We start from the raw sequence: 23549 nt of genomic DNA, 5'->3' as shown, positions 1-23549 counted from the left end.
TAACAGGGGGATAATCATTTGTCTTGAACAGATTACCTCATATGAACAATTAGCATAGCCGCTCGTTAATATAATGTGAATGCTATTAAGGGTTTAATTGTTGTCGACATAGAAACAAAAAGAGCACGATAACGCGTGCTCTTTAAGTTCAGTATAGAAGTGTTTTACAAAATGAAGCGGCTTATTTAAAGCTAGGACAATGGTGATCGGCGCGCCATACCAATTGTCTTGAACCTTGCATTGTTTGTAATAAATCTCTACCTGACATTTGCGGGAATGCTAACAACACCTTGAGATCGAGAGGGGAGGTGCCATCTTTCTCATAGGCTCTTACGTGAGTAAAAGTCGATTGTAAGTGTTTGAACAGCATAGTCTTAGTAAGACAAATTCCAAAGTTATCGCGTTTCATTGCCTGGTTTCCTTTTCAACAATGTTTATACGTTATGTTTTTTATCCTGTTTCTATTGGACGTTGCCACTGATCGATACTTCCTGCTCATCAATGCTTTGTTATTGGGTGCTGCTTTTATCAGTCACCTCATCGTTGTCTGGCTAGCCGAGTGTGAAATAGCGATGGATGAATAGGGGAGAATACTTAATCCGTTTGTCCATCACTCGTAACGGCGAGCGAGTAACTTTTACTTATCGATACGTCCAGTGAGTGAAGAGTTGTTGCCTTTCTGTTAACCGAAATTCCGGCTTAAAGCGCTGTCTTAAAATTGCAACGTATAGCTTGGCAACAATAAACTCCTTCATATGCAACCATTATAATTGTATTTATTTTAAACAACCTAAAAAACACCTAAAAGCTTAGTGATCTAGCTCAATATTTATTCGTTTATTTTGGTTTTTAAGCTAATCCGTTCTAAAAATGAACGATTAATCGAAATGAACAACGTAAAGGATTATCAATTAACAATCTGCTCAATTATTTAGTTGAGTAGCAGTCACAAATTCACGTCCCTAGAAAGGTCATGCGATTAACTTGGTGTTAACATTGATCGTCTAACACTAGGGACGGTGGAATATGAAATGGAGCAGTATCAGTTTCCGTAAAAGGTTACTGATTATCATGACGGTCACTGGCCTCGTTGAACTTTTGATTCTTGCAGCGGCTGGTTTTTATTACATCAAACAATCTCAAGAGCAAGAGATGGGTTTGAAAGCGTTAGGTGTTGCTGAATTTCTATCTGAATCGCCGCTTGTCACCAGCATTATTCAAGAAAATGGAACGTTGGATCCTAATGGCGTTCGCTACGTTCTGTCTGAAGAAACCCAAGTTAAGTTTCGTAACCTTACTCAGCTCATTGGCGCAGCGTTTATCGTTGTGGGAGATGATAAAGGTATCCGCCTGATTCACCCTTATGATGACAGGCTCGGTAAACCCATGCGTGGTGGCGATAACCAAAAAGCGTTGGTATTGGGTGAGTCTTATGTGTCGACAGCCAAAGGGTCGCTTGGTTTTTCAGTTCGTGGTAAATCCGCGGTAAAAGACACCCAAGGTACCGTTATTGGTGTGGTGTCAGTTGGTTACTTATTGGATTCTTTGCAAGATCGAATCGAACCTTACTTAGCCTTTTTGATTGTGATGGCGTTGCTGGTGGTTGCGGTCAATGCTTTGATTTCGAGCTATGTATCTCGTCGTTTTCAGCGCGCTATTTTAGGCTTTGAGCCTGAAGAGATAGGCCGACTGTATGTTGAGTTAGATGTAACCATGAGTACCGTGAAAGAGGGTATTCTGAGTATCGATAAGCACGGCATTTTACGGTCAATTAATAAGAGTGCCTGCGATATTTTATCGATAGACAGAGATAAAGCACTCAATCAACAGCGCCTTTCTGACGTATTGCCCGGTAGTGATTTAGAGCAACTGCTATCAACAGGCGATACCGACCACGACGTTGAGTTGTACTTAAACAATAAGCGAATCATTGCTAACCGAAGCCCGATTATAGTGGCTGGTGAGGTGGTCGGGGCGGTGTCCAGTTTCCGATTGCGAGACGAGATCAACGATTTAACAGACCAACTCTCACAAACTAAAGAGTATGCAGATCTACTCCGTTCACAAACCCATGAACATCAAAACAAGCTTAACACCATCAGTGGCTTGATCCAGATGGGCGAGTTGGACTCGGTACAACAACTGATTGGCCAAGAAACAGAACATTATCAAAGCCTTATCGAGTTCTTGCGTGAAACTGTTAAAGACCCGCTCATTGCAGGTATGCTCCTTGGTAAAACGGAGCGTGCGAGAGAAATTGGTTTAGAGCTCAAGGTCGAAGAAGGCTCAAGACTTCAAGCGCTGCCTAGCTGGCTGAATGCGGATGACGTTGTCACCATTCTTGGCAACCTGATCGATAACGCCTTTGACGCCACTATGACGGCTATTAAGCAAGAAGGGCAAATTGCTCCAGCTCGTCGGGTGATTGAAGTTTCAATCAGTGATTTTGGTAATGAAATTATCGTAGAAGTAGAAGATAAAGGGTGTGGTTTACCGAAAGACTTGGCCACCAAAGCACTCACCGAAAAAGGCGTATCGAGCAAAGCGAAGCAAAATCGCGGTGTAGGTTTGTATCTGATAAAGCAACTGGCAGACCGATACCAAGGGCAGCTGGAAATGGTCGGCAACCACGATTTTGGTACACGAATGACGGTTTATTTACCAAAAGAAGAACAATAATAATTAAGCACGAAGTGATCTTGCGAAGATCATCGTGACGGAAAAAGCATGGTTAAAGGAAGAACATAAATGAACGCAATCACGAGAGTCATGGTCATTGAAGATGATATTGCGATTGCAGAGCTGCACCATCGTTATTTAGAACAGATGGGTGGCTTTGACGTGGTCGGCATTGCCACCACACAGTCTGAAGCGCTTATGCAATTAGACATCTTAAAGCCTGATTTGGTTTTGTTGGATGTATATCTGCCGGACGGGTGCGGGCTCGATATTCTCAATCACGTTCGCGGCAGCAATCAAGGCTGTGATGTTATCTTGATTACCGCGGCACGCGACGTCGACACTTTGCAGCAAGCAATGCGTGGCGGAGTGGTCGACTATCTACTAAAACCTGTAATGTTTCCTCGCTTGGAAGCGGCGCTGAAAAAGTACCAATCACAGCAGCAAGAATTTGAAAGTGTGTCGGATTTGAACCAAGGTTTGGTTGATAAAATGCTGCAAGCCAATGCGAAAGCAGACTCGGCTAAAGTATCGACGTTACCTAAAGGAATCGATGGTGTAACGCTCGATAAGATTCGTGCGATATTTCAACAAGCTGACGCGACGAATATTACGGCTGATGAAGCGGGTGAGCGCATTGGTGCAAGCCGAACCACTGCCAGACGTTACCTAGAATTCTTGATCACGACGGGTGAGTTAGTCGCGGACTTGAATTACGGTACTGTAGGTCGCCCGGAACGCTGCTACAACAAAGCGCAAAGATAAACACGACACCATCAAAATAAATATAAAGCCAGTTGAATAAGCTGGTTTTTCCTTTCTCTCCCTTTCCCATTGCCCACTCCGCCGACCAGATACCGTTCTTTCTTGACTACAATGTTTGAGAATGCCGATTTGCTTCTCCCTCGGTCCTAATGAACTGAGCTATCGATTAGAATTTGTTCGAAATAAGTCAATATTTAATCGATTGCTTTCACAGTGGTTGATGTAAATCAAATAGTCATAGACAATACTGTCCCGAATAGAGGTGATAGCTTTCACCCTCGTTTACCAAACGCATTCTCAAATTTAATAGGCGCTTACTATTGATGTAATAGTTAAGACCTATTATCTATTTTCGTATGTCGCTGATACCTTTGGCGAATACTAAAAACCTTGTTTTTATAGGAAAGATGATGGTAATACCTGAAAACAGCAGCATCGTTATTTTTGGTGCGTCGGGAGATCTAACTTACCGTAAGTTAATTCCTGCTTTGTACCACCTGTATGCTAGCAATCAACTACCAGAATCCTTTGCGATTCTTGGAGTGAGCCGTACTGAGTACAGCGATGAGTCTTACCGTGAGAAGCTGAAGAAGTCTCTTCAGGAAATGGAAAAAACTGAGCCAGAGACGCTGAATGCATTTATTGAACATCTGCATTACCAAGCGATCAACACTTCAGATGTAGACGACTACGCTCGTTTAGCACAACGTCTAGATAAGCTTGAGCAAGACTACCAATTTGAAAACCATAACACACTGTTCTACTTGGCAACCCCGCCAAGCCTATACGGTGTTATTCCAGCAAACCTTGCTGCGCATGGCCTGAACGATGAAACGAACGGCTGGCGTCGTCTGATCATCGAGAAGCCATTTGGTTACGACTTAGCTTCTGCTCAAGCGTTAGATGAAGAGATCCATCATCACTTCCAAGAACACCAGATCTACCGTATTGACCACTACCTTGGTAAAGAAACGGTACAAAACCTTCTAGTGCTTCGTTTCTCAAACGCGATGTTTGAACCACTGTGGAACCGTAACTTTATTGAATACGTTGAAATCACAGGTGCTGAGTTCCTTGGCGTTGAAGAGCGTGGCGGATACTACGACGGTTCTGGCGCTGTTCGTGACATGTTCCAAAACCACCTGCTACAAGTGCTAGCAATGGTGGGCATGGAGCCGCCTGCACAAATTAACGCTGATTCTATTCGTGATGAAGTGGTTAAAGTGCTTCAGTGTCTTAAGCCTCTTGAGGAAGAAGACCTGCGTAAAGATCTAGTCTTAGGTCAATACACAGCGTCTGATGTTCGCGGCCAGCATTTGCTTGGTTACCGTGAAGAGCACGGTGTAGCGGATGATTCTCGTACCGAGACTTACATCGGCTTGAAAGCTCACATCAATAACTGGCGTTGGAATGGTGTTCCTTTCTACGTACGTACAGGTAAACGCTTACCAACACGTGTGACTGAAATCGTGATTCACTTTAAGAACACGCCACACCCAGTATTTGGTCAAGATGCACCAGAGAACAAACTGATTATCCGTATCCAACCGGATGAAGGAATTCAGATGAGCTTTGGTTTGAAAGAGCCGGGCGCAGGCTTCAAAGCAAAAGAAGTGAAAATGAACTTCTCTTACTCTGACTTGCCTGAAACTCAAATGCTAACGGCTTACGAGCGTCTTCTTCTTGATGCACTAAACGGCGATGCAACTCTGTTTGCTCGTACCGATGCAGTAGAAGCTTGTTGGAAGTACGTTCAACCAATCTTAGACTTCAAGCAAGATCCTCAAGCGCTGTTTGGCTATGCTTGTGGTACTTGGGGCCCACAGGAAGCGGATGAACTTCTGCAACGTGATGGCCGCGCATGGCGTTTCCCATGCAAAAACTTAACAGACACGGATTACTGCGAACTATGATCAATCACAAGATCTTTGCAACGCCAGAATTGGTCGTTGAAAACCTAGCAAACGAAATGAAAGCGTACAGCGAGCAGGGTAAACCTGTTCACATTTCATTGTCTGGTGGCAGCACGCCAAAAATGCTTTTCAAGCTTTTAGCTCAAGCACCATACGCAGAAGGTATTCAATGGAATAACCTTCACTTTTGGTGGGGCGACGAACGTTGCGTTGGACCAGACGACGTTGAAAGCAACTTCGGTGAAGCGAATACGTTACTTTTCTCAAACGTGAACCTTCCAGCAGAGAACATCCACCGCATCCGTGGTGAAGATGAGCCTAAAGCAGAATCAGAGCGTTTCGCAAAAGAGATGGCAGACGTAATCCCAACAGAAAACGGCACGCCAGTTTTCGATTGGATTCTGCTGGGTGTTGGCGCAGACGGCCACACAGCTTCGCTATTCCCGGGTGCAACCAATTACCAAGATGAGAACCTGTCTGTACTGGCTTCTCATCCGGAGTCTGGTCAAATCCGTGTTTCTAAAACAGCGAAAGTTTTAGAAGCAGCAAAACGAATCAGCTACCTAGTACTAGGTGCAGGTAAAGTTGAGATCGTTAAAGAAATTCATACAACTCCTGCTTCAGAGCTGCCTTACCCGGCAGCGAAAATCCAGTCTAAAACTGGCGAAACAGAGTGGTTCCTAGATTCAAATGCAGCAAGTGCTATCGCATAAGTGCGACTAGCCGCAAGGAGATATAAATAATGAAAGGTGATATCGGTGTAATTGGCCTAGCAGTAATGGGTCAGAACCTTATCCTAAACATGAACGACCACGGCTTCAAAGTTGTGGCTCATAACCGTACTGCTGCTAAAGTAGACGAGTTCCTAGAAGGCCCAGCTAAAGGTACTAACATCGTTGGTGCTTACTCTCTAGAAGAGTTAGTTGAGAAGCTAGAAGTACCACGTAAAGTGATGCTTATGGTTCGTGCTGGTGACGTTGTAGACACGTTCATCGAAAACCTAATCCCACTTCTAGACGAAGGCGACATCATCATTGATGGTGGTAACACTAACTACCCAGACACTAACCGTCGTGTAGCGCATTGTCGTGAGAAAGGCATCCACTTCATCGGTACTGGTGTATCTGGTGGTGAAGAAGGTGCTCGTTTCGGTCCTTCAATCATGCCAGGTGGCGCGGCTGAAGCTTGGGAAGCGGTTAAGCCAATCTTCCAAGGTATCTCTGCAAAAACTGACGCTGGTGAGCCTTGTTGTGACTGGGTTGGTAACGACGGTGCTGGTCACTTCGTTAAGATGGTACACAACGGCATCGAATACGGTGACATGCAGCTTATCACTGAAGCATACCAGTTCATGAAAGATGGCCTAGGTATGTCTGCTGACGAGATGCAAGCAGTATTCGCTGACTGGAACAAGACTGAACTAGACAGCTACCTAGTTGAAATCACTGCTGACATCCTTGGCTACAAAGATGAAGACGGTGAAGCGCTAGTTGAGAAGATCCTAGACACTGCAGGCCAAAAAGGTACTGGTAAGTGGACTGGTATTAACGCACTAGACCTAGGTATCCCACTAACTCTAATCTCTGAGTCTGTATTCTCTCGTTGCCTGTCTGCTCTTAAAGACCAACGTGTTGAAGCTGAAGCTTTGTTTGAGAAAACAATCACTCCAGTTGAAGGTGATAAGCAAGAGTGGGTTGATGCACTACGTCAAGCTCTACTGGCTTCTAAGATCATTTCTTACGCTCAAGGTTTCATGCTAATGCGTGAAGCGTCGAACGAAAACGGCTGGGACCTAAACTACGGTAACGTAGCACTAATGTGGCGTGGTGGTTGTATCATCCGTTCTGCATTCCTAGGCAACATCCGTGATGCGTACGAAGCAAACCCAGACATCGCGTTCCTAGGTTCTGACGAGTACTTCAAAAACATCCTACAAGGCAGCCTAGTAGCATGGCGTAAAGTAGCAGCGAAATCTCTAGAGTCTGGTATCCCAATGCCATGCACGATTTCTGCGCTATCTTTCCTAGACGGTTACACAACGGCACGTCTACCAGCGAACCTGCTTCAAGCTCAACGTGACTACTTCGGTGCTCACACTTACGAGCGTACAGACCGTCCACGTGGTGAATTCTTCCACACAAACTGGACTGGTACTGGCGGCGACACTGCTTCTACAACTTACGACGTATAATCGTTAGTTAGAATCAGTTAAGAACGTGTTTGTTCTTTAAGCTGTAAATAGAAAAAAGGATGCCAATGGGCATCCTTTTTTATTGGTTTGCGCTCTATTCGATCTAGATAACAAAGAATTTATATCTCAAGCCATCATGGGCTGGGGTTTTACATCGTCGGTGTATTGCTCCCGAATTGCCAGAAAGCCGTCTAGGTTTTGTTTAAGCGCCTCAACACATTCAGGGTCGAACATCGAACCGTTGTGCGCTTCAATGTATACCATGACTTCATCCAGTGACCATGCGTGCTTGTAAGCTCTTTTGCTCATCAGCGCATCAAACACATCCGCGAGCGTTACAATTCGTGCTTCAAGTGGAATCGCAGTATGACTCAGACCATCAGGTAACCCAGAGCCATCAAATCGCTCGTGGTGATGACGCACAATATTCTTAATGAACTGAATTTCATCAGAACACATAGAGCAATGATGGGAGAGGGACACCACATCGTTAATCATCTCTTCACCATATAAGGTGTGATTATTCATGATGGCTCTTTCTTCTGCTGAGAAACGACCGGAGCTGAATAACACGTTATCTGGGATTCGATATTTTCCTATGTCGTGGAAGGGTGCGTATAAACGAATACGATGAATGAACTGATGTGTGATTTCATTATTACTCTCGGACATCGTTCTGGCGATCTGTTCACTGTATTTTCCCATACGAATCAGATGTTCTTTGGTTTCAGGGTCGCGAGCGTGTCCCATGTTTAGCGCGATGGCTAATGACGACTGAAAGTGACGTTGCCTTTCAAACAGTTGAACAAACAAACTCGAGATAAGCTGAGAGATGTAGGCAATATCACACTGGATATATTCCTTAGCAAAAAAGCCCGTTGACGATGCATTGATAAACACGAATCCAAGATTACTTTCTTGATAGTGAATAGGCGTTGTATAGCTGCTTTGGTGTCCAAGCTGAAGTAAGTGTGAAATTTGCTTGGTCGGTTTGATTGAGGCGAGATCGTGGATGATTCGAGTGTCGAGAGATTCAGCCATTCGAGACAAAGCTGATTCTGGTTTTAGTTCTTGTTCTAGGTAGCGATGTTCTGCTTCTTGGCACAGCGTGTCTGAAACAAAGTAATTCGATGCTCTGTTTTCGCTGCATAGCACTACCGAAAGCCGAGATAATCTGGGGTAATGTTCACGAGCTAGCCGGAAAAGGTCATCAACAATGGCGATAATGTCCTTATCTTGAGCGGCTACTCTGTTGAGCTGGGAGTAGTCAAACATGTTACAAGCTAACCTTTATTTATAGTTATATCATTGTTTATTCGGGATTATTTTTTGTTTTTAGTATCGTTATTAAAAATAGCATTGCGTTCTGATAAAATGCAATATCATTATGAGATAAATGGTTATTTCATTGCATTACCTTCATTTTTGTTAACTGGTACTTTTGTAGGTTCCGGAATCAGAGGAAAGGGAAAGAGCTTGATGATAATTCAGGCGTTAAGTGACCATTTTGAAATTAAATGAAAAGATAAATAGGATAACGTACATGCTTTATGCCATCATAAAGGCATAAATAAGGGCAATGGATGTAATGCCTAAGTGATTGAGCTAGAAGCGGTCAGTGATGACGGTGCTCTAGAGTATATTCAAGGCCGTGAGCTGCCTTGAAAAAGGTAATGTTATGACTGAAGAAGAAAGAATCGAACTGCAACAAAATAACCCTCTACACGGCTTAAAGCTTGAGACCATGATCACTGAGTTAGTGGATCATTATGGTTGGGAAATTTTGGACGCAGCAATGCGTATGAACTGCTTTAACACAAAGCCAACTGTAGCAAGCGCTGTTAAATATCTGAAGAAGACGGAATGGGCTCGTGAGAAGGTTGAAAACTTCTACCTTTACCGTTTTAAGCGTATGCCTAAAGCATCAGACATCGAATACCAGATGCCTCCGCGTTCACGTACATTCCGTCATGGTTTAGAACCTCGTGAGCCAATGGAATTAACGGTTGAGTCTATCCAGGCTTCTCAAGCTAAAGCTGCGTCTGCATTTAAAGAGCGCCGTGGCGGTAACGGTCGTAACTTCCGTCGTTAACAAGAAGGCGTCGACGATTAATACGCCTAATTAGATAAGCGAAAAACACAAAAGGAGCCTATGAGCTCCTTTTTTAATTCGTTCGATTTAAACCGTAAATGGCTAAGCTTCGCGGTTCTTTCTTTGATTCTTCCAAAGATCGGTGACATAAACGATCGCACTGACCAGTAAGAATAGCGCTGACACAGAAAACAGAGCGGGCATTTTTAGGATCCACGCGAATGTGGCAGCAAGAAAAGCGACAAAGCAAATGAGTCGACTTGATGACATGACATGACCGAGTTTAATGTTCATAACGCCTCCTAATGAAGTATCACTTTCGACAGGAGAATTATCCCACCTTTGGCAAAATAAAGGCTAAAAAACAGTCTAAATTATTATCAAATTTACTAATTAAAGGACTCGTCTCACATATATAGCTATGGCTATTTTATAAGCAGCAAAATAGGAAATCTGAGAGTCAGTTTTTCCGCTATGTTTCCCAGTTAGTATAGAAAAAGTAAGCGGTGATTAAGAAACTCGCGATGATCACTGTGTTACGAACATAATGTTGTGGGATGCGGCGAGAGATTTTTGCTGAGTAATAGCCACCAACCAAAGTCCCCATTAAAACGGCCATGCCTGATGGCCAATCAATCGAGCCATTTACGATAAAAAACACGATTGCCGCAAGTGATGCACAAGCGGATACAAGCAGTTTGATGCCATTCATCACGTTGATATTGGTGTAACCAGCCAAAGCCAGGTAACTCAATGTGACGATTCCTAGTCCGGCATTAAAGTATCCACCATAGATACATACAATCAAAAGCAATAAAGCGGAAAAGAAGACGCCAGCGCTGGTGGCGTGTTTGTGTTTTGCTGTTGCTTGTTTCAGCCATTTATTGAGCGTGCCACCAAAGGTGAAAAGCAATGCCGCAAAAAGCAGTAACCAAGGTACGGATTGAGTAAACAATGCTTCTGGTGTGTGCAGCAGTAAGAAAGCACCTATGCCACCGCCAATCACACATAGAGCAATGGTCAGTTTAAGCTGTTTGGTACCAGATTGAATTTCGTGGCGCAGCGCATAAGCACCACTGATGTAGCCTGCACACGATGCAAAGGTATTGGTCGCGTTGGCTGCTATTGGTGGAACACCAGCAAACAATAGAGCAGGGAAAGTGATGAAGCTGCCTCCACCAGCAATAGAGTTAAGCACACCACCAATCACGCCTGACAAGAAGAGAACCAACCAATCCATAGTTTTAGAATCCAATACGTTAACTGATGAGTTACCTTACTTGAATTTGTTATGAATATCAGAGCTGTGCGTCTTGAAAGTGCGAGTTTGTGAGTTTGCTACCATCTTTAACTGTTGGTTTGAATTGACTAGCTAAATGAAAAAAGGAGCCAATGGCTCCTTTCGTTTAGGTTCAGTTGATTTGGTCGAGCTTTACACTTCTACTGGTTTTGCTCTAAAGCTCTTGAACAGCTTAACCAGAATCGGGCTAGACAGAACCAATACCGCCAGAATAGTGAAGGTCATGGTGATTGGGCGTTCCCATAGGAAGCTGAGTTCTCCGTCGCTGATCATCAGTGCGCGTCTTAAGTTCTCTTCCATCAAGCCACCTAAGATAAAGCCAAGCAATAATGGAGCGAGTGGGAAGTTGGCAAGCCTTAATGCTATTGCTGCCATCGCCACTAGTAACATCACAAATACGTCCATGGTGTTGAAAGATACTAGGTACACGCCTGTGATTGAAAAGAAGATAATCATTGGCAGTAGAACCGTTCTTGGTACCGCTAATAGCTTAGAAATGTAAGGGATCAAAGGCAGGTTCAAGATAACCAGTACGATGTTGCCAAAGTACATAGAGATGATTACCGACCAGAATACATCAGGGTGCTCAACGAACAGACGAGGACCCGGTTGGATGCCATAAGCGATTAATGCACCTAGCATGATAGCTGTTGTACCAGAGCCCGGGATACCCAGCGTCAGTAGCGGAACGAATGAACCACTTGATGCTGCGTTATTTGCCGATTCTGGAGCAACAAGACCGCGAATACTGCCTTTACCAAACTCTTTCTGTTTGTCTTTCGGTGCAAGGCTACGCTCCATGCCGTAACTTAAGAAAGCAGCGATAGTTGCGCCAGCACCTGGAAGTACGCCGGTAAAGAAGCCTAGAATCGAAGAACGAATCGAAACCGGTGCGACTTCTTTGATCTCTTCTTTGGTCACTTTCATGCTGCCAATATCGGACATCTTTTTGCTTTCTTCAGCGCTGTTGTCTTGCTCAGGCTTAAGAATGCCCATTAAGGTTTCACCCAGTGCAAACGTTGCCATTGCTAATAATAGGAAGCTGAAGCCATCCATCAGATCCGTTAAGCCGAATGTGAAACGCTCAACGCCAACCCCTTTATCGATACCTACCGTTGAAAGCATCAAACCTAAGATAGTCATCATCCACGCTTTGATAACCTGTCCTGGGCCTGCAAACGCCGCTACAGCCGATAGACCTAATAGCATCAATGCAAAGTAGTCAGAAGACTGGAAGCTCAATGACACGCTTGCTAGAGCCGGAGCCGCAATTAAAAGCATGATCGCTGAAAGTGTACCGCCAGTGAAAGAAGAGTAAGCCGCGAGTGCAAGTGCTTTACCTGCTTGCCCTTTTTGAGCCATCGGGTAGCCATCAAACGCGGTTACTACCGTTGAAGAACAACCCGGAGCGTTGATTAATATTGATGACGTCGAGCCACCAAATACCGCGCCGTAGTACACACCAGCCATCAAGATTAAGCCAGAAGAAGGGTCTAGGCCGTAAGTGATAGGGATCATCAGAGCAATGGCTGAGATTGGACCTAGGCCCGGGAGCATCCCGATGAAGGTACCAACGAAACAGCCTACGATTACCATCATGATGTTCATTGGCATCACAGCGGTAGAAAGTCCTTGTAAAATTCCGTCTAACATAATGTTATCCCTACCAAAGAGTGAAGATTAAACCAGGCTCTAGGTAGATATCTAAGCCTTGAGTTAATAAAAGAAAGAACGCGATAACGAAAGGAAACGACGCGCCAAATAAAACAGTTTTACGACGCTCACCCAATAGGTAAAAGCCTGCAAGTAAGAAGAAGCTGGTTGCTAAAACAAAGCCAAGATAAGTCAGCCCAACACCGTATAGTGCCATTAACACCAAGAATCCAATCAGCAGTTTCCAGTTCAACGGCGTTGTGTCACATGTGACTTTCTTATCCGGTTGTCCTGTGATAAGCAGGATCAACGAAAGGCCAATGCCGATAAACGTCAACAGGGTAGGTAATGTTCTTGCTGTGAAGGGTTCGTACTCGTCACCGGGAAACAAAGGAATTAGCGTGGTTTGGTAGCCATAGCACAAGCACGCCAGCATAAAGATCATGGCTCCGATGCGATCCTTTGAAAGCAAAGATTCCTTACTCAGAAATTTGGTTGGTAAGTCCGACATATCCAACTCCATTTGGGGTGGTATAAATAGTAAAAAAGCCGTACATGAGCGAGTTAATGAAGAATGTCTGGGATCACTAACCAAAGGTAAGCGAATTACGGTACTGGTTTATCAGCCACTTGCGTTTACAACGAATCGGCAAGCGTTAGTAATACGTCTACGAATAAACAAAGGAGTTTGAAGTTAACTCATGTACGGCGAAACAAGGAAAGAGTAAGAGGGCACATAAGCCCTCTATGGTTGTTGGTTATTTCAAGAAACCAAGCTCACGCATTAGGTCGCCCATCTGTTTTTCTTGATCTTCTAGGAAGGCGTAAAAATCTTTGTCAGCTTTGTAGTTGTCGATCCAACCGTTACGGTCACGAACCACTTGCCACTCATCGGTTTTGTACATTTTGCCAAGCGCTACATTCCATTCGTCGATCTTCGCTTGGCTTGTGCCTGGTGCTGCAAAGAAACCACGCCAGTTAGCGAATACGGTTTCGTTGCCGTACTCAGTCAGTGTTGGGATATTAGGTGCAGCGTCAAGACGCTTTGGCGCCGTCACAGCAAGCACTTTTACTTGGCCAGATTTAGACATCTCTAGCACTTCACCAAGGCCAGTAGAAAGCAGCTGTGTTTCGCCAGAAAGCAGTGCCGCCATCGCTTTACCGCCAGCATCGTAGGCAATGTAGCGAACTTTTTTCGCATCAAAACCTTCGCCCTTGAACGCCGCAGCAACTACAAGGTGGTCCATGCTGCCACGAGCTGAACCGCCAGCAATTTTTACTTTACGAGGGTTTGCTTCGAATTCTTTTACTACGTCTTCCCACGTGTTGTATTTAGAATCTGCAGAAGCCACGATTGCGCCGTAATCGGCAATGGTTGCAGCAACAGGTGTTAGGTCACGGAAAGACTGTGGGAAAATACCCGTTAGAGAGCGCACAACGATAGGTGTTGAGTTCACCATCAGCGTGTCTTCTTGGCGTTGAGCCGTTTCAATTAGGTGTGCAATGGCTTTACCGCCGCCGCCACCAGATAAGTTTTGGAAAGAGACATTTTCTACGATGTCTGATTTGACCAATACATCACCCGTACCACGAGCTGTCATATCCCAACCGCCACCAGCGCCGCCAGGGATTAGGAAGTGGATTTTTTCTACGTCAGCAGCAAAAGTGTTGAAAGAAAAGGTTGCTGCGATGATAGAAGCCGCAAGAGTAGGTTTCAGTGCCTTGAACATGGTTCACGTTCCTTATGTAGGGTATCTCTTCAATGGAGAGAAACTTATGTTTTATTTCCAGCTACTAAACAGATGAGTAGGACATTGCTTAGCAGATGCAACTAAAGTTAACGGTGTGTTAACGAAATGTCTGTAATGCGGCGATATTGAGAATAAAGAACATTGGAATAATATTGTTCATAAAGTTCACAGTGGCGTGGCTATAGGATTCTGCCAGCCATAATAATTAGGTTTTCCTTGAGTTTATGTGAGCAATTTTTTGACTGTTGGTCGCTTTATACAGCTATGTATCATCAAAGAGGGAACTAATTGTGACGCAAAGAGTGATATGGAGAGACGATCTTGGATATATGGAATAATGTGTTGCTAGGTTGGTTATGCTACTGTAATAATATAAATACTGCTGGCATGTTACATTTCTGGGCTAGTGGTTATTCAAGGATCGAATAATGACAGACAAAAAAATTTCTTTACGATTTACTGTTGGAGGAATGTTTTTACTCGCGACTTTTCTTACCGCTGTTGTTGCGGTTTCACTGCAATATTACTTCAGTAAAAAAATGGCGACTGAGAATACCTTATCCAAGTTGACGATGGTGTCCCAAGAGTTGAGTAACTATATCGGCGCGGTTGATTCTGACGCAGCCAACACCGCGCGTTTACTTGCTTCAGTGAAACGGTCTATCAGTAACAAAATATCAAAAGAAGAGTCGCGTAGTATTCTTTCTGAAGCCATTAAAGATAACCCTCTCTTTTATAGTATTTACATTGGCTCATCCAATGAAAACTTCTTCCAAATTATTAATCTAGAGTCTGCCCCTGTCGTTAGAGAGAAAATCGATGCACAACAAACGGACCGTTGGGTTGTGGTTGAGATTCATAATAGAGGGGAGGAGCGCGTCCGTACGACGAAATATTTTGACCAAGAGTTTACGCTAAGAGACTCAACTACGGAGCAGAGCAACTACTTTCCAACAACCAGGCCTTGGTATGTTTCTGCCAATGTTCAGTCGGTCGAAAAAACTCAGCCATATCTTTTTCAGCATTTACAAATTACCGGGCAAACTTATTCTTTAGCGTTTGATGCGAAAATCGAATCTGAAGTTCAACATGTGATTGGTATTGATATTGTGTTGTCTTCTTTGGCTAGCAAACTCTCAGGTACGGCGCTTGGTTTAGCAGAAGACAGTAAGGTTGAGTCTTTCTTATATTCGAAATCGGGTAATATTATTGCGTCTAACCTCAAGGTTAACAATCAGGAATTGGAGTTTGATGTATCCACATTGATGCTATCGTCTGAACAACAAACCTTGGTTAACGATACCCCTCCGCTGTTAGTGTCTAATCAAAATGATTGGGGGCCGATGGACTTTTCAGTGGCGGGAAAGCCAAACGGCTATGCGATAGACCTTCTTAACATGATTGGTGAGATGACAGGGATCAGGTTTGAATTTGTTAATGGTTTCTCTTGGGGCGAGCTTGTCAGTAAGTTTCAAGAAGGAAGTATTGATGGCCTGCAATCGATTCAAAATTATAAAAATAATGGCATAGATGGCCTATACACGACTCCAATTTATGAATTGCCATTTTCTGTCGTGACAAGGGTCGGTGCGAAGGTTGTCACTAATTATGCCGAGCTTGAGGGTAAAAAAGTTGCCATTTTATCTGGGTGGTCAATTATTCCTAAGTTAAGAGAGGACTTTCCGAACATTGATTTAGTTGAATTTGAAAACCTAGAGTCTGCATTTAATTCAATTGAAAGCGAAGAGAACTTTGCTTTCTTAGAAGCTGAACCCGTACTCTCGTTTGCATTAGATAGGTTTTTCCAGCCAGGCCTTGTTGTCAATGGGACTCTAGAAGATCTAAAACAGAACTACTCAAATCAATTCCATTTGGTGCTGCAGAGCAAGCATAAACAATTGCTTCCAATTATTGATCAAGCTATCAGCAAGTTAAGTGGTGAACAACTTGATGCCTTAGCAAAAAAGTGGCTGCATGATACCGGCTTTAATACGAATACGACGGTTCCTTATACTGAACTTTATGATTTGACTAAGGAAGCAACGGTTGAAGGTAGTATGGTAAGGGTCGAGTTGAATGGTGAGATTAAGCATCTCTATTTAAAGAAAATAGACACGGGCGAACACTACTCTGAGTATTTTGCGGTATTGATTCCCGAATCTGAAGTCTTCAGTACAGTCAATAAGCGTCTAGCAACCTCTGTTGGTGTAACGATTTTACTGATGAGTTTAACCTTGCCTGTGGCTTGGGTCTTTGGTGCACCGATAGTACGTCCTATTCGCCAATTAGAGAAAGAGACTCACAAGGTTAAGTTGCGTGACTATGACAACGTAGCTGTGCTTAATACTCGTATTAAAGAAGTGTGGGAGTTATCTGTTGCTGTAAAAGAAATGGCAATGGAGCTTAAACGACATGAACAGAGGCAAGAGGCGTTTGTAGAGTCGTTTATCAAGCTTATCGCCCAAGCTATCGATGACAAGTCCCCTTATACGGCTGGGCACTGTAACCGTGTACCAGAGCTAGGTTTGATGCTAGCTGACGTGGCTGAGAAATCACAATCTGATCATTTTAAAAATTTTGAGTTTAAAAATGATGATGAGCGCCGTGAGTTTAGAATTGCGGCTTGGTTGCATGACTGCGGAAAAATAACAACGCCGGAACACATCGTCGATAAAGGTACGAAGCTTGAGGCCAACTACAACCGAATTCACGAGGTGAGAACTCGATTTGAGGTATTGTGGCGTGATGCTGAAATAATAGCATTAACGAAACAGCTTGAAGGCAAGCTAGCGAACAAACAAATCCAAACAGAGTTGGCTGAAGCGCAACAGAAGCTACAAGATGATTTTGAGTTTATCGCGACGTCTAATGTTGGTGGTGAATTCATGAGTGATGACAAAGTTGCTCGTATTCGCTTGATAGCTGAAACGACTTGGACGCGTAACTTTGATGATCAACTTGGTCTATCACCGATAGAGGCGTTGAATCGAGCACCGAGTTCAGGCTTGCCAGCGACAGAGCCACTGTTAAGTGATAAACCAGAGCATATAGTGAAAAGAGATAGGCCGTTAGAATTTGACCCGAAACATCAAATTAAAATGGATGTGCCTGAGTATTTATACAACCTAGGCGAAGTCTACAATTTGAGTATTGCACGCGGCACATTGACTGCTGAAGACAGATTTAAGATAAACGAGCACATGCTTGCTACGATTAAGATGCTTGAGAACTTACCATTCCCGAAAGAGTTAAGCCGCGTGCCTCGTTATGCGTCGACTCACCATGAAACCCTTAAAGGTACAGGCTATCCAAGGAAGTTGACTGGTGACGACCTTTCAATCCCAGAACGCATTCTGGTGATATCAGATATCTTTGAGGCGTTAACCGCTGCCGATCGACCTTACAAGAAAGCGAAGCCAATTAGTGTTGCTGTCGACATCATGCACAAAATGGCGCTGGATGAGCATATCGATATTGAACTGTTTAGGCTGTTCTTAACCAGTGGGACCCACATTCGATACGCTGAAACCTATTTGAAGCCAGAGCAAATAGACAGCGTCGACTTGTCGAAATATCTCCAGAAAAGTGCAGCTGCTTAATACCCCGAAATTAAAAGGTGCTTCGCTACTCGATGCAAATTAGGTGAATACACGGTTTACCTTTAACCTTCTAGGACTTAAAAGCGCACCCAATTGGTGCGCTTTTTTTATGTAACATCGGCATTTATGAATAAGTTCGCAACAAAAGTACGATGAAAAAAAATCCTATTTTTTGACGTAACGATTTATCGTGCGATAACCCATATTAATTGGTAATTCACCTGGTAATTTAATCAATAAAAAACTAAAAAAGTTCTAAATTACATACCTTTTAGCCATCACTTCACCTTCCAAATTATTGAATTTCAGTACTTTTCATCTTTCACGGTGAATCACGCGGTAATTCACGCTTTCTTGATTAATTTTCTGAAAAATTTTTGAAGAATCCATTTTGTCATGTTTAAGCCACGAACCATTAATGCTGTGTTCTTACTGCCATGTAGTTTGGCTGTGAGCCTAGCATGCTATGCAAACCCATTAGAGGCGAGCCAATCAAAACCTATAGAGGTAGCGACAAACGCGCAAGCCAGCAATGAGCAAGCGACGGTAAAAAATACCTTTGTCACGTTTTCAGCTTATCAAGTCGATGCAGCGCTGCTAAATACCATTATTAGCATGAGCACCTATTGCCGTGAGGTTGAACTGGGAAAGGACGAGCTTCAGTGTGGTCCATACAGTGATGCGGAGTGGAAAACGGTAGAGCCACTTATTGCTGAATTGACCGATCACCAATATCAGACTCGCAAGGGACTAAATAGTGCTTCGTTGCCAAACTTGGCTTTGGACGAGGGTAAGCTTAACGAAGTTAGCCCTTATGTTGCTCCCGTGACTTCTGAACTGGTGACCATTGCTCAACAGCAGTCTGAACAGGGCAACATTCGCGCCTACCAAGAGCAAGTGCCATCGCGTTTGGTGGCTGCTGGTGTGAGTGAAACAGAAGACTGGTTATCTGAGGCTTTTGATGGCGCACAGTTTGATTTAGGCGTCTCTTTAGCGAAAGGCAGCAAATGGCAAGTTGATCAGGTTGAAAGCCTGTTCCCTTTTTGGCAAGCCGACGATAAATCTTTGTGGTTTATTCAAGCGGGTGCTGTGTTTAACCAAGACGACTTCCATGGCCGAGACTTCTCGCACATTGGTACGGGTTATCGTCAACTCGCTGAAGATGAGTACTATGGGGTAAACACCTTCATAGATTATGACCACCAGCGCTATCACCGAAGAATGAGCTTAGGTGTTGAGTACGGGGTGGGCTACGGAAATATGAGCTCCAATTTCTATTTTCCTCTGTCAAATTGGAAAGATTCGCCGGACGAGTATGAAGGGATGAACAGCCTTGTTGAAAAGCCTGCGAAGGGTTGGGATCTCACGCTAGAAAGCTATCTACCGATGGATACACGCTGGAAGTTAAGTGGCACAGCGGGTCAATACCTTGGTCGATACGTAGAACATCGCGATGGCAGTAACCCGACCAAAAACCCGTTGCGTTTCGAGTTAAACACCGAGTTTAAACCGACCAAAGAGCTGGTGTTCTCGTTGGGATACCAAAACGAGGAAGGGGCAAGTGAACAGTGGATAGCAGGTGTTAACTATACCTTGTCTCTTGGCGGTTTTTACGAACCTGAGCGCCGTGAAGTTTTCCAAAGTTCGCTACCAAAACAAGACCGTTTAACGGACTTTGTTGAACGTGACCATAACATTGTTTTGGAATACAAACAGAAATACGCAGAGATCAGTATTCGTCTGCCTGAATCTGTAGTGGTTGCAGAAAATTCTCAGCAGTCATTAGCGGAGTGGATGGAGGTGAAAGGGGGACCAGACATCGTGTCTTACACCTGGCTAGGTACTGCCAATCCGTATCTGGATAGTCAAAGTGCTTCGGTACCTTTATTTACCGCGCCAAGCTACCGCTATGACGGCAACAATACACTGTCGCTCAAGGTGAGATACAAGCTAAAAAGCGGCCAAGTGAAAGAGTCTAACACCATGTCGATTACCGTCACTGACAGTAAGTTTCTTGAGTCAATTTCGTTTGAACCAGAAACCGCGACCGCGGGTGAAAGCATTGTTGCGAGTGCTTTATTGAGTAAAGCCGTTGCCGATATCCCGGTGACTTATCAAATCACCGCTGAAGACTTAACATCTTTGACGTTGAATGGTGAGACGTTAGAGCTCGAACCGAACCAAGCGAACTTCGTTTACCAAACTGACACCAATGAAGAAGGTATCGCAGAGCTGGTTTTACTGAGTCATGTGGCGCAATCCGTCACGGTAACAGCAATTTACGATCAGAACGAACAAGACGCAAAGCAAGGCAATATCGAGTGGTTAAAGGGCAGTGTCTATCGTGTCGACCTGTTTCATGAAGGGCATCATCTAGATGAAGACCTATTCACGACGGAAGCCATCACGGCTTATGTGTTCGAGGATGAAGCGGCGGTCTTAGACCTCTCTCAATACTCGTTCCAATGGTTCAGAAGAGAGCATGATACTCAAAACGAATTTACCAAGGTGGCGAACGCCAATCAGCAAAAGTACGTGTTGAAAGGCGAAGACCAAGGGTTCCAGTTCAAAGTCCAAGTGACAAAGAAAAAACCGTCGGATTCAAAGTCGGCGACAAACAACAAGTAATTCATAACTAACAATAAAACATGAACGTTTTCGTTCAGAAAGGAAAGACAATGAAAAAATCAATGATCACTATCGGCCTACTTATGGGTGGTTTTACAGCAACAGCAGCTTGGGCTATCGACAGCGTTGCCACTGCACCTGTACAAGGCCACAAACCAACGGTATCGGTTCCTGTGGTGACGACAACTGATATTGTATGGACACCTGCGGATATTGAAGTCGAATTCGATGCACCTACTACTCTTGAAGACCAAGACGGTGATGCCATCACCAAGGTGACGTACTGGTTAGAAGATGCGAGTGGTACCGAATACGCAAAAGTAGATGAAGCGGATATCAGCGAGTTGAACAAGGGTGTCATTACATTTTCAAACTTCAATGAGCTAAAAAACAAACAATTAAACCTAGTGTGGCAAGTTCATACTCAATACGGCTACCCATCAACAACGCTTGTGTCTAATGAAATGACTTCGAACAATTTCACGGTTGGCGCGAAGACGGCTCTTACCATCAGCGGTACAGCTGAAGTGGGTCAAACTCTGACGGTACACGCGGATGACGGTGTGGTTGTTGACCTAGCTATCGCAGACGTGACGTTCACACTGACAGAAAATGAAACAGACACAGCTGGCCTTTACCCGAAAGGCGATGCTGAAGCTGCGCTTCAAGCGGCAATTACCGAAGTCGGTGATGACCTAACCTTCGTATTACCGAAAGAGGCACAAGGTTACACGATCACTGCGTCTATGAATGAAGCATCAATTACTCGTGCTTCACTACGTTAATCCTTTGAGATTGCTTTAACCACTAACCAAGCGGGCTGTTTTCAGCCCGCTTTCTCTCGATAGGGGTACAACCATGATACGTCAATCCATTATCACTATTTTGGCTTTATGCTGCTCTTGGTCAGCGATGGCAGAATGCCCTGAAAACCAAGTTTGCTCTAACCACACGCCAGCCATTTCAGGCCACGGTTACCCAACTGATATGCCTGAATGGAATGTCGCACCGAGTGAGAACAACACCATCGGCACTGGCCCTATTTCCGTTCGTCCTATTCAAGATCTCGATCCCGATGGCGATGAGGTCATTGCTGATTCAAAAAACTACCAGTGGTGTAATGATAAGGGAGAGTGCTTTGCGAATTCGCCAACCCTGACCATCAACCCATCAGACATTGATAAGGTGTTTAATAAAGGCGTGGGCTTTAAACCTCTGACCGTGACATACAGCGGCAAGGTTGACAAGGGCTATCCGGAAGTAACGCGCACTTTTGAAAGTGAACCATTACCCGTGGCACTTGAGTACCCACCAGATGGCACCAAAGGCATCTGTTACGAAGCGCAAACCGTCGATTTTATGAATGTTGCAATTACAAATATTGGTTTAAATCCATCCGGAAGCAGGCAGTATCGGTTGAGCTTTCCGACGCTGGCGTTTGATTTTTTGCCAGGGGTGGTAGAAATGACAGAATTGGCAAGCCTGTCACCAGTGCACTTCAGCCCATCGACCCCAAAATTTCAAGACAAAAAGCTACCCGAAACGCTGGTTGTTAACTTCTCGTACGATGGTCATAACTCGATACCGATTGCGCTTACCAAGCAACCGATTCCTCCTAGTTTTGGGCTTGTGAAGTATGAAACGATTGGTCAAGATTTTGGTCTATCTTACCCTGAGGTAAACCCTGAAATAACTATCAGGAAACTTGACTTCCAATTCATGATGGCGGGCAGTGACCAAGACAGAAGAAAGAGCATGGTCAATTGCCAGCAGTTTGATCGCTAACCATCGCGACACAACCCATTCAGTTGGTGATGCTTTTTCAACTAACGAGCACTGAGGGCAAATAGATGCTTGCCTTCAGTGACTGCTAATCAACCATTTTGATATCAATCAGCTGTGGATATCAATTTAGTGTGGGATGGCAGGCTTGTTTTCGCCGTTATATTCCACTGCCTCAGCGCGCATAAAATCACGATTCAATGCGCCAATTTCTATAGTTTTTAGAACAGGCCGCCTTGTGCTTTTTAATCATTTTACCTTTTTATTGAACCACCAAGAGACAAACAACGATGAAATTTTCTCCTATTTACGCGGCATTGCTCACCAGCTTAGTCAGCATTTCAGCAGCCCATGCTGCTCAATACTCTCAGAACATTGCAGAAGGCTATGGCGCTGCAGGTATTAGCCCCCACTTGAAGTGTTTAGATTACAACCCTGCTGGTGCCAGTGATTACTGTGTTGCTAATTTTAAACCGAAAGGGCTTACCTTAGAACCTAATCAAAATGTCTTGATCACCACGCCGGTTTCGTTCCCACAGGGCGAGTGGTACCCAGAGCAAGCTCCAGCACAGGTGGTGATTCGCGGCTCAGATGGTCGAAAAACAACTTGCTCGAATTTAGGCAACAGCCAGTGGTCTTGTGTGCTTCCAGAGTCTGGTTACCACAGCACAGGTGTTCAGATAGAACTGTGGGTGGACGGAATCGTACGCAGAATGTGGGGCGGTGAACTGACCGTCGACGACTTGGTGGAGCCAGTACCGATGGAGGCGTGTATTGACCGCGCGATTGCCTCGATTGAATTATGGAAACATCAGGGGTTTGATAGCTATCGTTATACCGCAGAAAAGCTGCATTTAGCGCTTGAAGGGCTACCGACTATCCCTTACCAAGACAGCATCGATGAAAATGCTCTGATTCTGGACATTTTACACACCTGCGCCTTGCAAAGTGACGAGGTGCCTGCGCTTCTTAAGCCATAACACTAGCGATTCTTTCACTGAGTGAGCCCACCTTCTACGAAGCGGGCTCACTTCTGCTAACTCATTGAATTAACAAGCTCTAAAAAAAGCTCATAAAACCTAAACTAACGGTAATTCACTGTATTTCACGCCAAATCAAGCACAAGCTTGGCGGGTCTTTAAAGGTTGCTTGCTTTTGGCTGTGACTTCCAACAACGGCCATTTGGCTGACCGTAT

General features: G+C 44.3%; 18 protein-coding genes. 11 read left to right on the top strand and 7 right to left on the bottom strand.

Annotated features, from left to right (window positions below; all coding sequences use genetic code 11):
- Positions 1-181: 181 nt before the first annotated feature.
- The gene (locus BCU34_RS07135; RefSeq protein ID WP_009846577.1) at positions 182-409 is read right to left on the bottom strand and encodes a hypothetical protein; all 228 of its coding nucleotides are present in this window, start codon (positions 407-409) and stop codon (positions 182-184) included.
- A 617-nt stretch (positions 410-1026) separates the two neighbouring features.
- Here BCU34_RS07135 and BCU34_RS07130 point away from each other — a divergent pair.
- The 5 genes from BCU34_RS07130 to gnd all read left to right on the top strand — a co-directional run bounded on the left by BCU34_RS07130 (position 1027) and on the right by gnd (position 7548).
- Entirely contained in the window at positions 1027-2679 is a 1653-nt protein-coding gene (locus BCU34_RS07130; RefSeq protein ID WP_102480709.1) for a sensor histidine kinase, read from the top strand.
- A gap of 69 nt (positions 2680-2748) precedes the next feature.
- The gene (locus tag BCU34_RS07125) at positions 2749-3444 is read left to right on the top strand and encodes a response regulator (RefSeq protein ID WP_019820707.1); all 696 of its coding nucleotides are present in this window, start codon (positions 2749-2751) and stop codon (positions 3442-3444) included.
- A gap of 410 nt (positions 3445-3854) precedes the next feature.
- Positions 3855-5357 carry a glucose-6-phosphate dehydrogenase gene (gene zwf, locus BCU34_RS07120; RefSeq protein ID WP_029405316.1) on the top strand — a complete coding sequence of 501 codons (1503 nt, stop codon included), beginning with the start codon at positions 3855-3857 and terminating at the stop codon, positions 5355-5357.
- Positions 5354-6070 (top strand): 6-phosphogluconolactonase, encoded by a 717-nt coding sequence (pgl, locus tag BCU34_RS07115; protein ID WP_102530507.1) that lies wholly within the window; start codon positions 5354-5356, stop codon positions 6068-6070. Before zwf ends, pgl begins: the two co-directional genes overlap by 4 nt.
- A gap of 29 nt (positions 6071-6099) precedes the next feature.
- Positions 6100-7548 carry a decarboxylating NADP(+)-dependent phosphogluconate dehydrogenase gene (gene gnd, locus BCU34_RS07110; protein ID WP_102479907.1) on the top strand — a complete coding sequence of 483 codons (1449 nt, stop codon included), beginning with the start codon at positions 6100-6102 and terminating at the stop codon, positions 7546-7548.
- A 126-nt stretch (positions 7549-7674) separates the two neighbouring features.
- Here the strand turns inward: gnd and BCU34_RS07105 are convergent, their stop codons facing one another.
- Entirely contained in the window at positions 7675-8823 is a 1149-nt protein-coding gene (locus tag BCU34_RS07105) for an HD-GYP domain-containing protein (RefSeq protein ID WP_102479905.1), read from the bottom strand.
- Between the two features lie 403 nt (positions 8824-9226).
- Here BCU34_RS07105 and BCU34_RS07100 point away from each other — a divergent pair, with 403 nt between their 5' ends.
- Positions 9227-9640 (top strand): VF530 family DNA-binding protein, encoded by a 414-nt coding sequence (locus tag BCU34_RS07100; RefSeq protein ID WP_017055242.1) that lies wholly within the window; start codon positions 9227-9229, stop codon positions 9638-9640.
- A 102-nt stretch (positions 9641-9742) separates the two neighbouring features.
- Here the strand turns inward: BCU34_RS07100 and BCU34_RS07095 are convergent, their stop codons facing one another.
- The 5 genes from BCU34_RS07095 to BCU34_RS07075 form a co-directional block, all read right to left on the bottom strand.
- The gene (locus tag BCU34_RS07095; RefSeq protein WP_065583598.1) at positions 9743-9934 is read right to left on the bottom strand and encodes a hypothetical protein; all 192 of its coding nucleotides are present in this window, start codon (positions 9932-9934) and stop codon (positions 9743-9745) included.
- A 178-nt stretch (positions 9935-10112) separates the two neighbouring features.
- Positions 10113-10880, bottom strand: a complete 768-nt coding sequence (locus BCU34_RS07090; RefSeq protein WP_102479903.1) for a sulfite exporter TauE/SafE family protein — start codon at positions 10878-10880, stop codon at positions 10113-10115.
- A gap of 192 nt (positions 10881-11072) precedes the next feature.
- Entirely contained in the window at positions 11073-12593 is a 1521-nt protein-coding gene (locus tag BCU34_RS07085; protein ID WP_050650611.1) for a tripartite tricarboxylate transporter permease, read from the bottom strand.
- A 10-nt stretch (positions 12594-12603) separates the two neighbouring features.
- Positions 12604-13104, bottom strand: coding sequence for a tripartite tricarboxylate transporter TctB family protein (locus BCU34_RS07080; protein ID WP_102479901.1), 501 nt, complete (start codon positions 13102-13104; stop codon positions 12604-12606).
- Between the two features lie 247 nt (positions 13105-13351).
- Entirely contained in the window at positions 13352-14323 is a 972-nt protein-coding gene (locus tag BCU34_RS07075) for a tripartite tricarboxylate transporter substrate binding protein (RefSeq protein ID WP_054547685.1), read from the bottom strand.
- Between the two features lie 449 nt (positions 14324-14772).
- Between BCU34_RS07075 and BCU34_RS07070 the strand changes: the two genes are divergently transcribed.
- The 5 genes from BCU34_RS07070 to BCU34_RS07050 all read left to right on the top strand — a co-directional run bounded on the left by BCU34_RS07070 (position 14773) and on the right by BCU34_RS07050 (position 23333).
- Positions 14773-17943: an HD domain-containing phosphohydrolase gene (locus tag BCU34_RS07070; protein ID WP_102479899.1), complete on the top strand. Its 3171-nt coding sequence runs from the start codon at positions 14773-14775 to the stop codon at positions 17941-17943.
- 396 nt (positions 17944-18339) lie between these two features.
- Positions 18340-20571, top strand: coding sequence for an inverse autotransporter beta domain-containing protein (locus BCU34_RS07065; RefSeq protein WP_102479046.1), 2232 nt, complete (start codon positions 18340-18342; stop codon positions 20569-20571).
- Between the two features lie 50 nt (positions 20572-20621).
- Positions 20622-21356: a hypothetical protein gene (locus tag BCU34_RS07060; protein WP_102479047.1), complete on the top strand. Its 735-nt coding sequence runs from the start codon at positions 20622-20624 to the stop codon at positions 21354-21356.
- Between the two features lie 73 nt (positions 21357-21429).
- A complete protein-coding gene (locus BCU34_RS07055) occupies positions 21430-22356 on the top strand; it encodes a hypothetical protein (RefSeq protein WP_102479048.1) in 927 nt (308 codons plus the stop codon).
- Between the two features lie 287 nt (positions 22357-22643).
- A complete protein-coding gene (locus tag BCU34_RS07050) occupies positions 22644-23333 on the top strand; it encodes a hypothetical protein (protein WP_240698059.1) in 690 nt (229 codons plus the stop codon).
- The last annotated feature ends 216 nt before the right edge of the window (positions 23334-23549 follow it).

It is taken from the genome of Vibrio sp. 10N.286.45.E10 (genome assembly GCF_002874195.2).
Taxonomy (GTDB): domain Bacteria; phylum Pseudomonadota; class Gammaproteobacteria; order Enterobacterales; family Vibrionaceae; genus Vibrio; species Vibrio crassostreae.
The sequence above is the reverse complement of the archived record's forward strand: the minus strand, read 5'-3'. Positions and strand labels throughout refer to the sequence as shown.

Bases quoted from the DNA above. Each gene is read 5' to 3' on its own strand.
- BCU34_RS07135 (WP_009846577.1), bottom strand. From the start codon at position 409: ATGAAACGCGATAACTTTGGAATTTGTCTTACTAAGACTATGCTGTTC.
- BCU34_RS07130 (WP_102480709.1), top strand. From the start codon at position 1,027: ATGAAATGGAGCAGTATCAGTTTCCGTAAAAGGTTACTGATTATCATG.
- BCU34_RS07125 (WP_019820707.1), top strand. From the start codon at position 2,749: ATGAACGCAATCACGAGAGTCATGGTCATTGAAGATGATATTGCGATT.
- zwf (WP_029405316.1), top strand. From the start codon at position 3,855: ATGGTAATACCTGAAAACAGCAGCATCGTTATTTTTGGTGCGTCGGGA.
- pgl (WP_102530507.1), top strand. From the start codon at position 5,354: ATGATCAATCACAAGATCTTTGCAACGCCAGAATTGGTCGTTGAAAAC.
- gnd (WP_102479907.1), top strand. From the start codon at position 6,100: ATGAAAGGTGATATCGGTGTAATTGGCCTAGCAGTAATGGGTCAGAAC.
- BCU34_RS07105 (WP_102479905.1), bottom strand. From the start codon at position 8,823: ATGTTTGACTACTCCCAGCTCAACAGAGTAGCCGCTCAAGATAAGGAC.
- BCU34_RS07100 (WP_017055242.1), top strand. From the start codon at position 9,227: ATGACTGAAGAAGAAAGAATCGAACTGCAACAAAATAACCCTCTACAC.
- BCU34_RS07095 (WP_065583598.1), bottom strand. From the start codon at position 9,934: ATGAACATTAAACTCGGTCATGTCATGTCATCAAGTCGACTCATTTGC.
- BCU34_RS07090 (WP_102479903.1), bottom strand. From the start codon at position 10,880: ATGGATTGGTTGGTTCTCTTCTTGTCAGGCGTGATTGGTGGTGTGCTT.
- BCU34_RS07085 (WP_050650611.1), bottom strand. From the start codon at position 12,593: ATGTTAGACGGAATTTTACAAGGACTTTCTACCGCTGTGATGCCAATG.
- BCU34_RS07080 (WP_102479901.1), bottom strand. From the start codon at position 13,104: ATGTCGGACTTACCAACCAAATTTCTGAGTAAGGAATCTTTGCTTTCA.
- BCU34_RS07075 (WP_054547685.1), bottom strand. From the start codon at position 14,323: ATGTTCAAGGCACTGAAACCTACTCTTGCGGCTTCTATCATCGCAGCA.
- BCU34_RS07070 (WP_102479899.1), top strand. From the start codon at position 14,773: ATGACAGACAAAAAAATTTCTTTACGATTTACTGTTGGAGGAATGTTT.
- BCU34_RS07065 (WP_102479046.1), top strand. From the start codon at position 18,340: ATGTTTAAGCCACGAACCATTAATGCTGTGTTCTTACTGCCATGTAGT.
- BCU34_RS07060 (WP_102479047.1), top strand. From the start codon at position 20,622: ATGAAAAAATCAATGATCACTATCGGCCTACTTATGGGTGGTTTTACA.
- BCU34_RS07055 (WP_102479048.1), top strand. From the start codon at position 21,430: ATGATACGTCAATCCATTATCACTATTTTGGCTTTATGCTGCTCTTGG.
- BCU34_RS07050 (WP_240698059.1), top strand. From the start codon at position 22,644: ATGAAATTTTCTCCTATTTACGCGGCATTGCTCACCAGCTTAGTCAGC.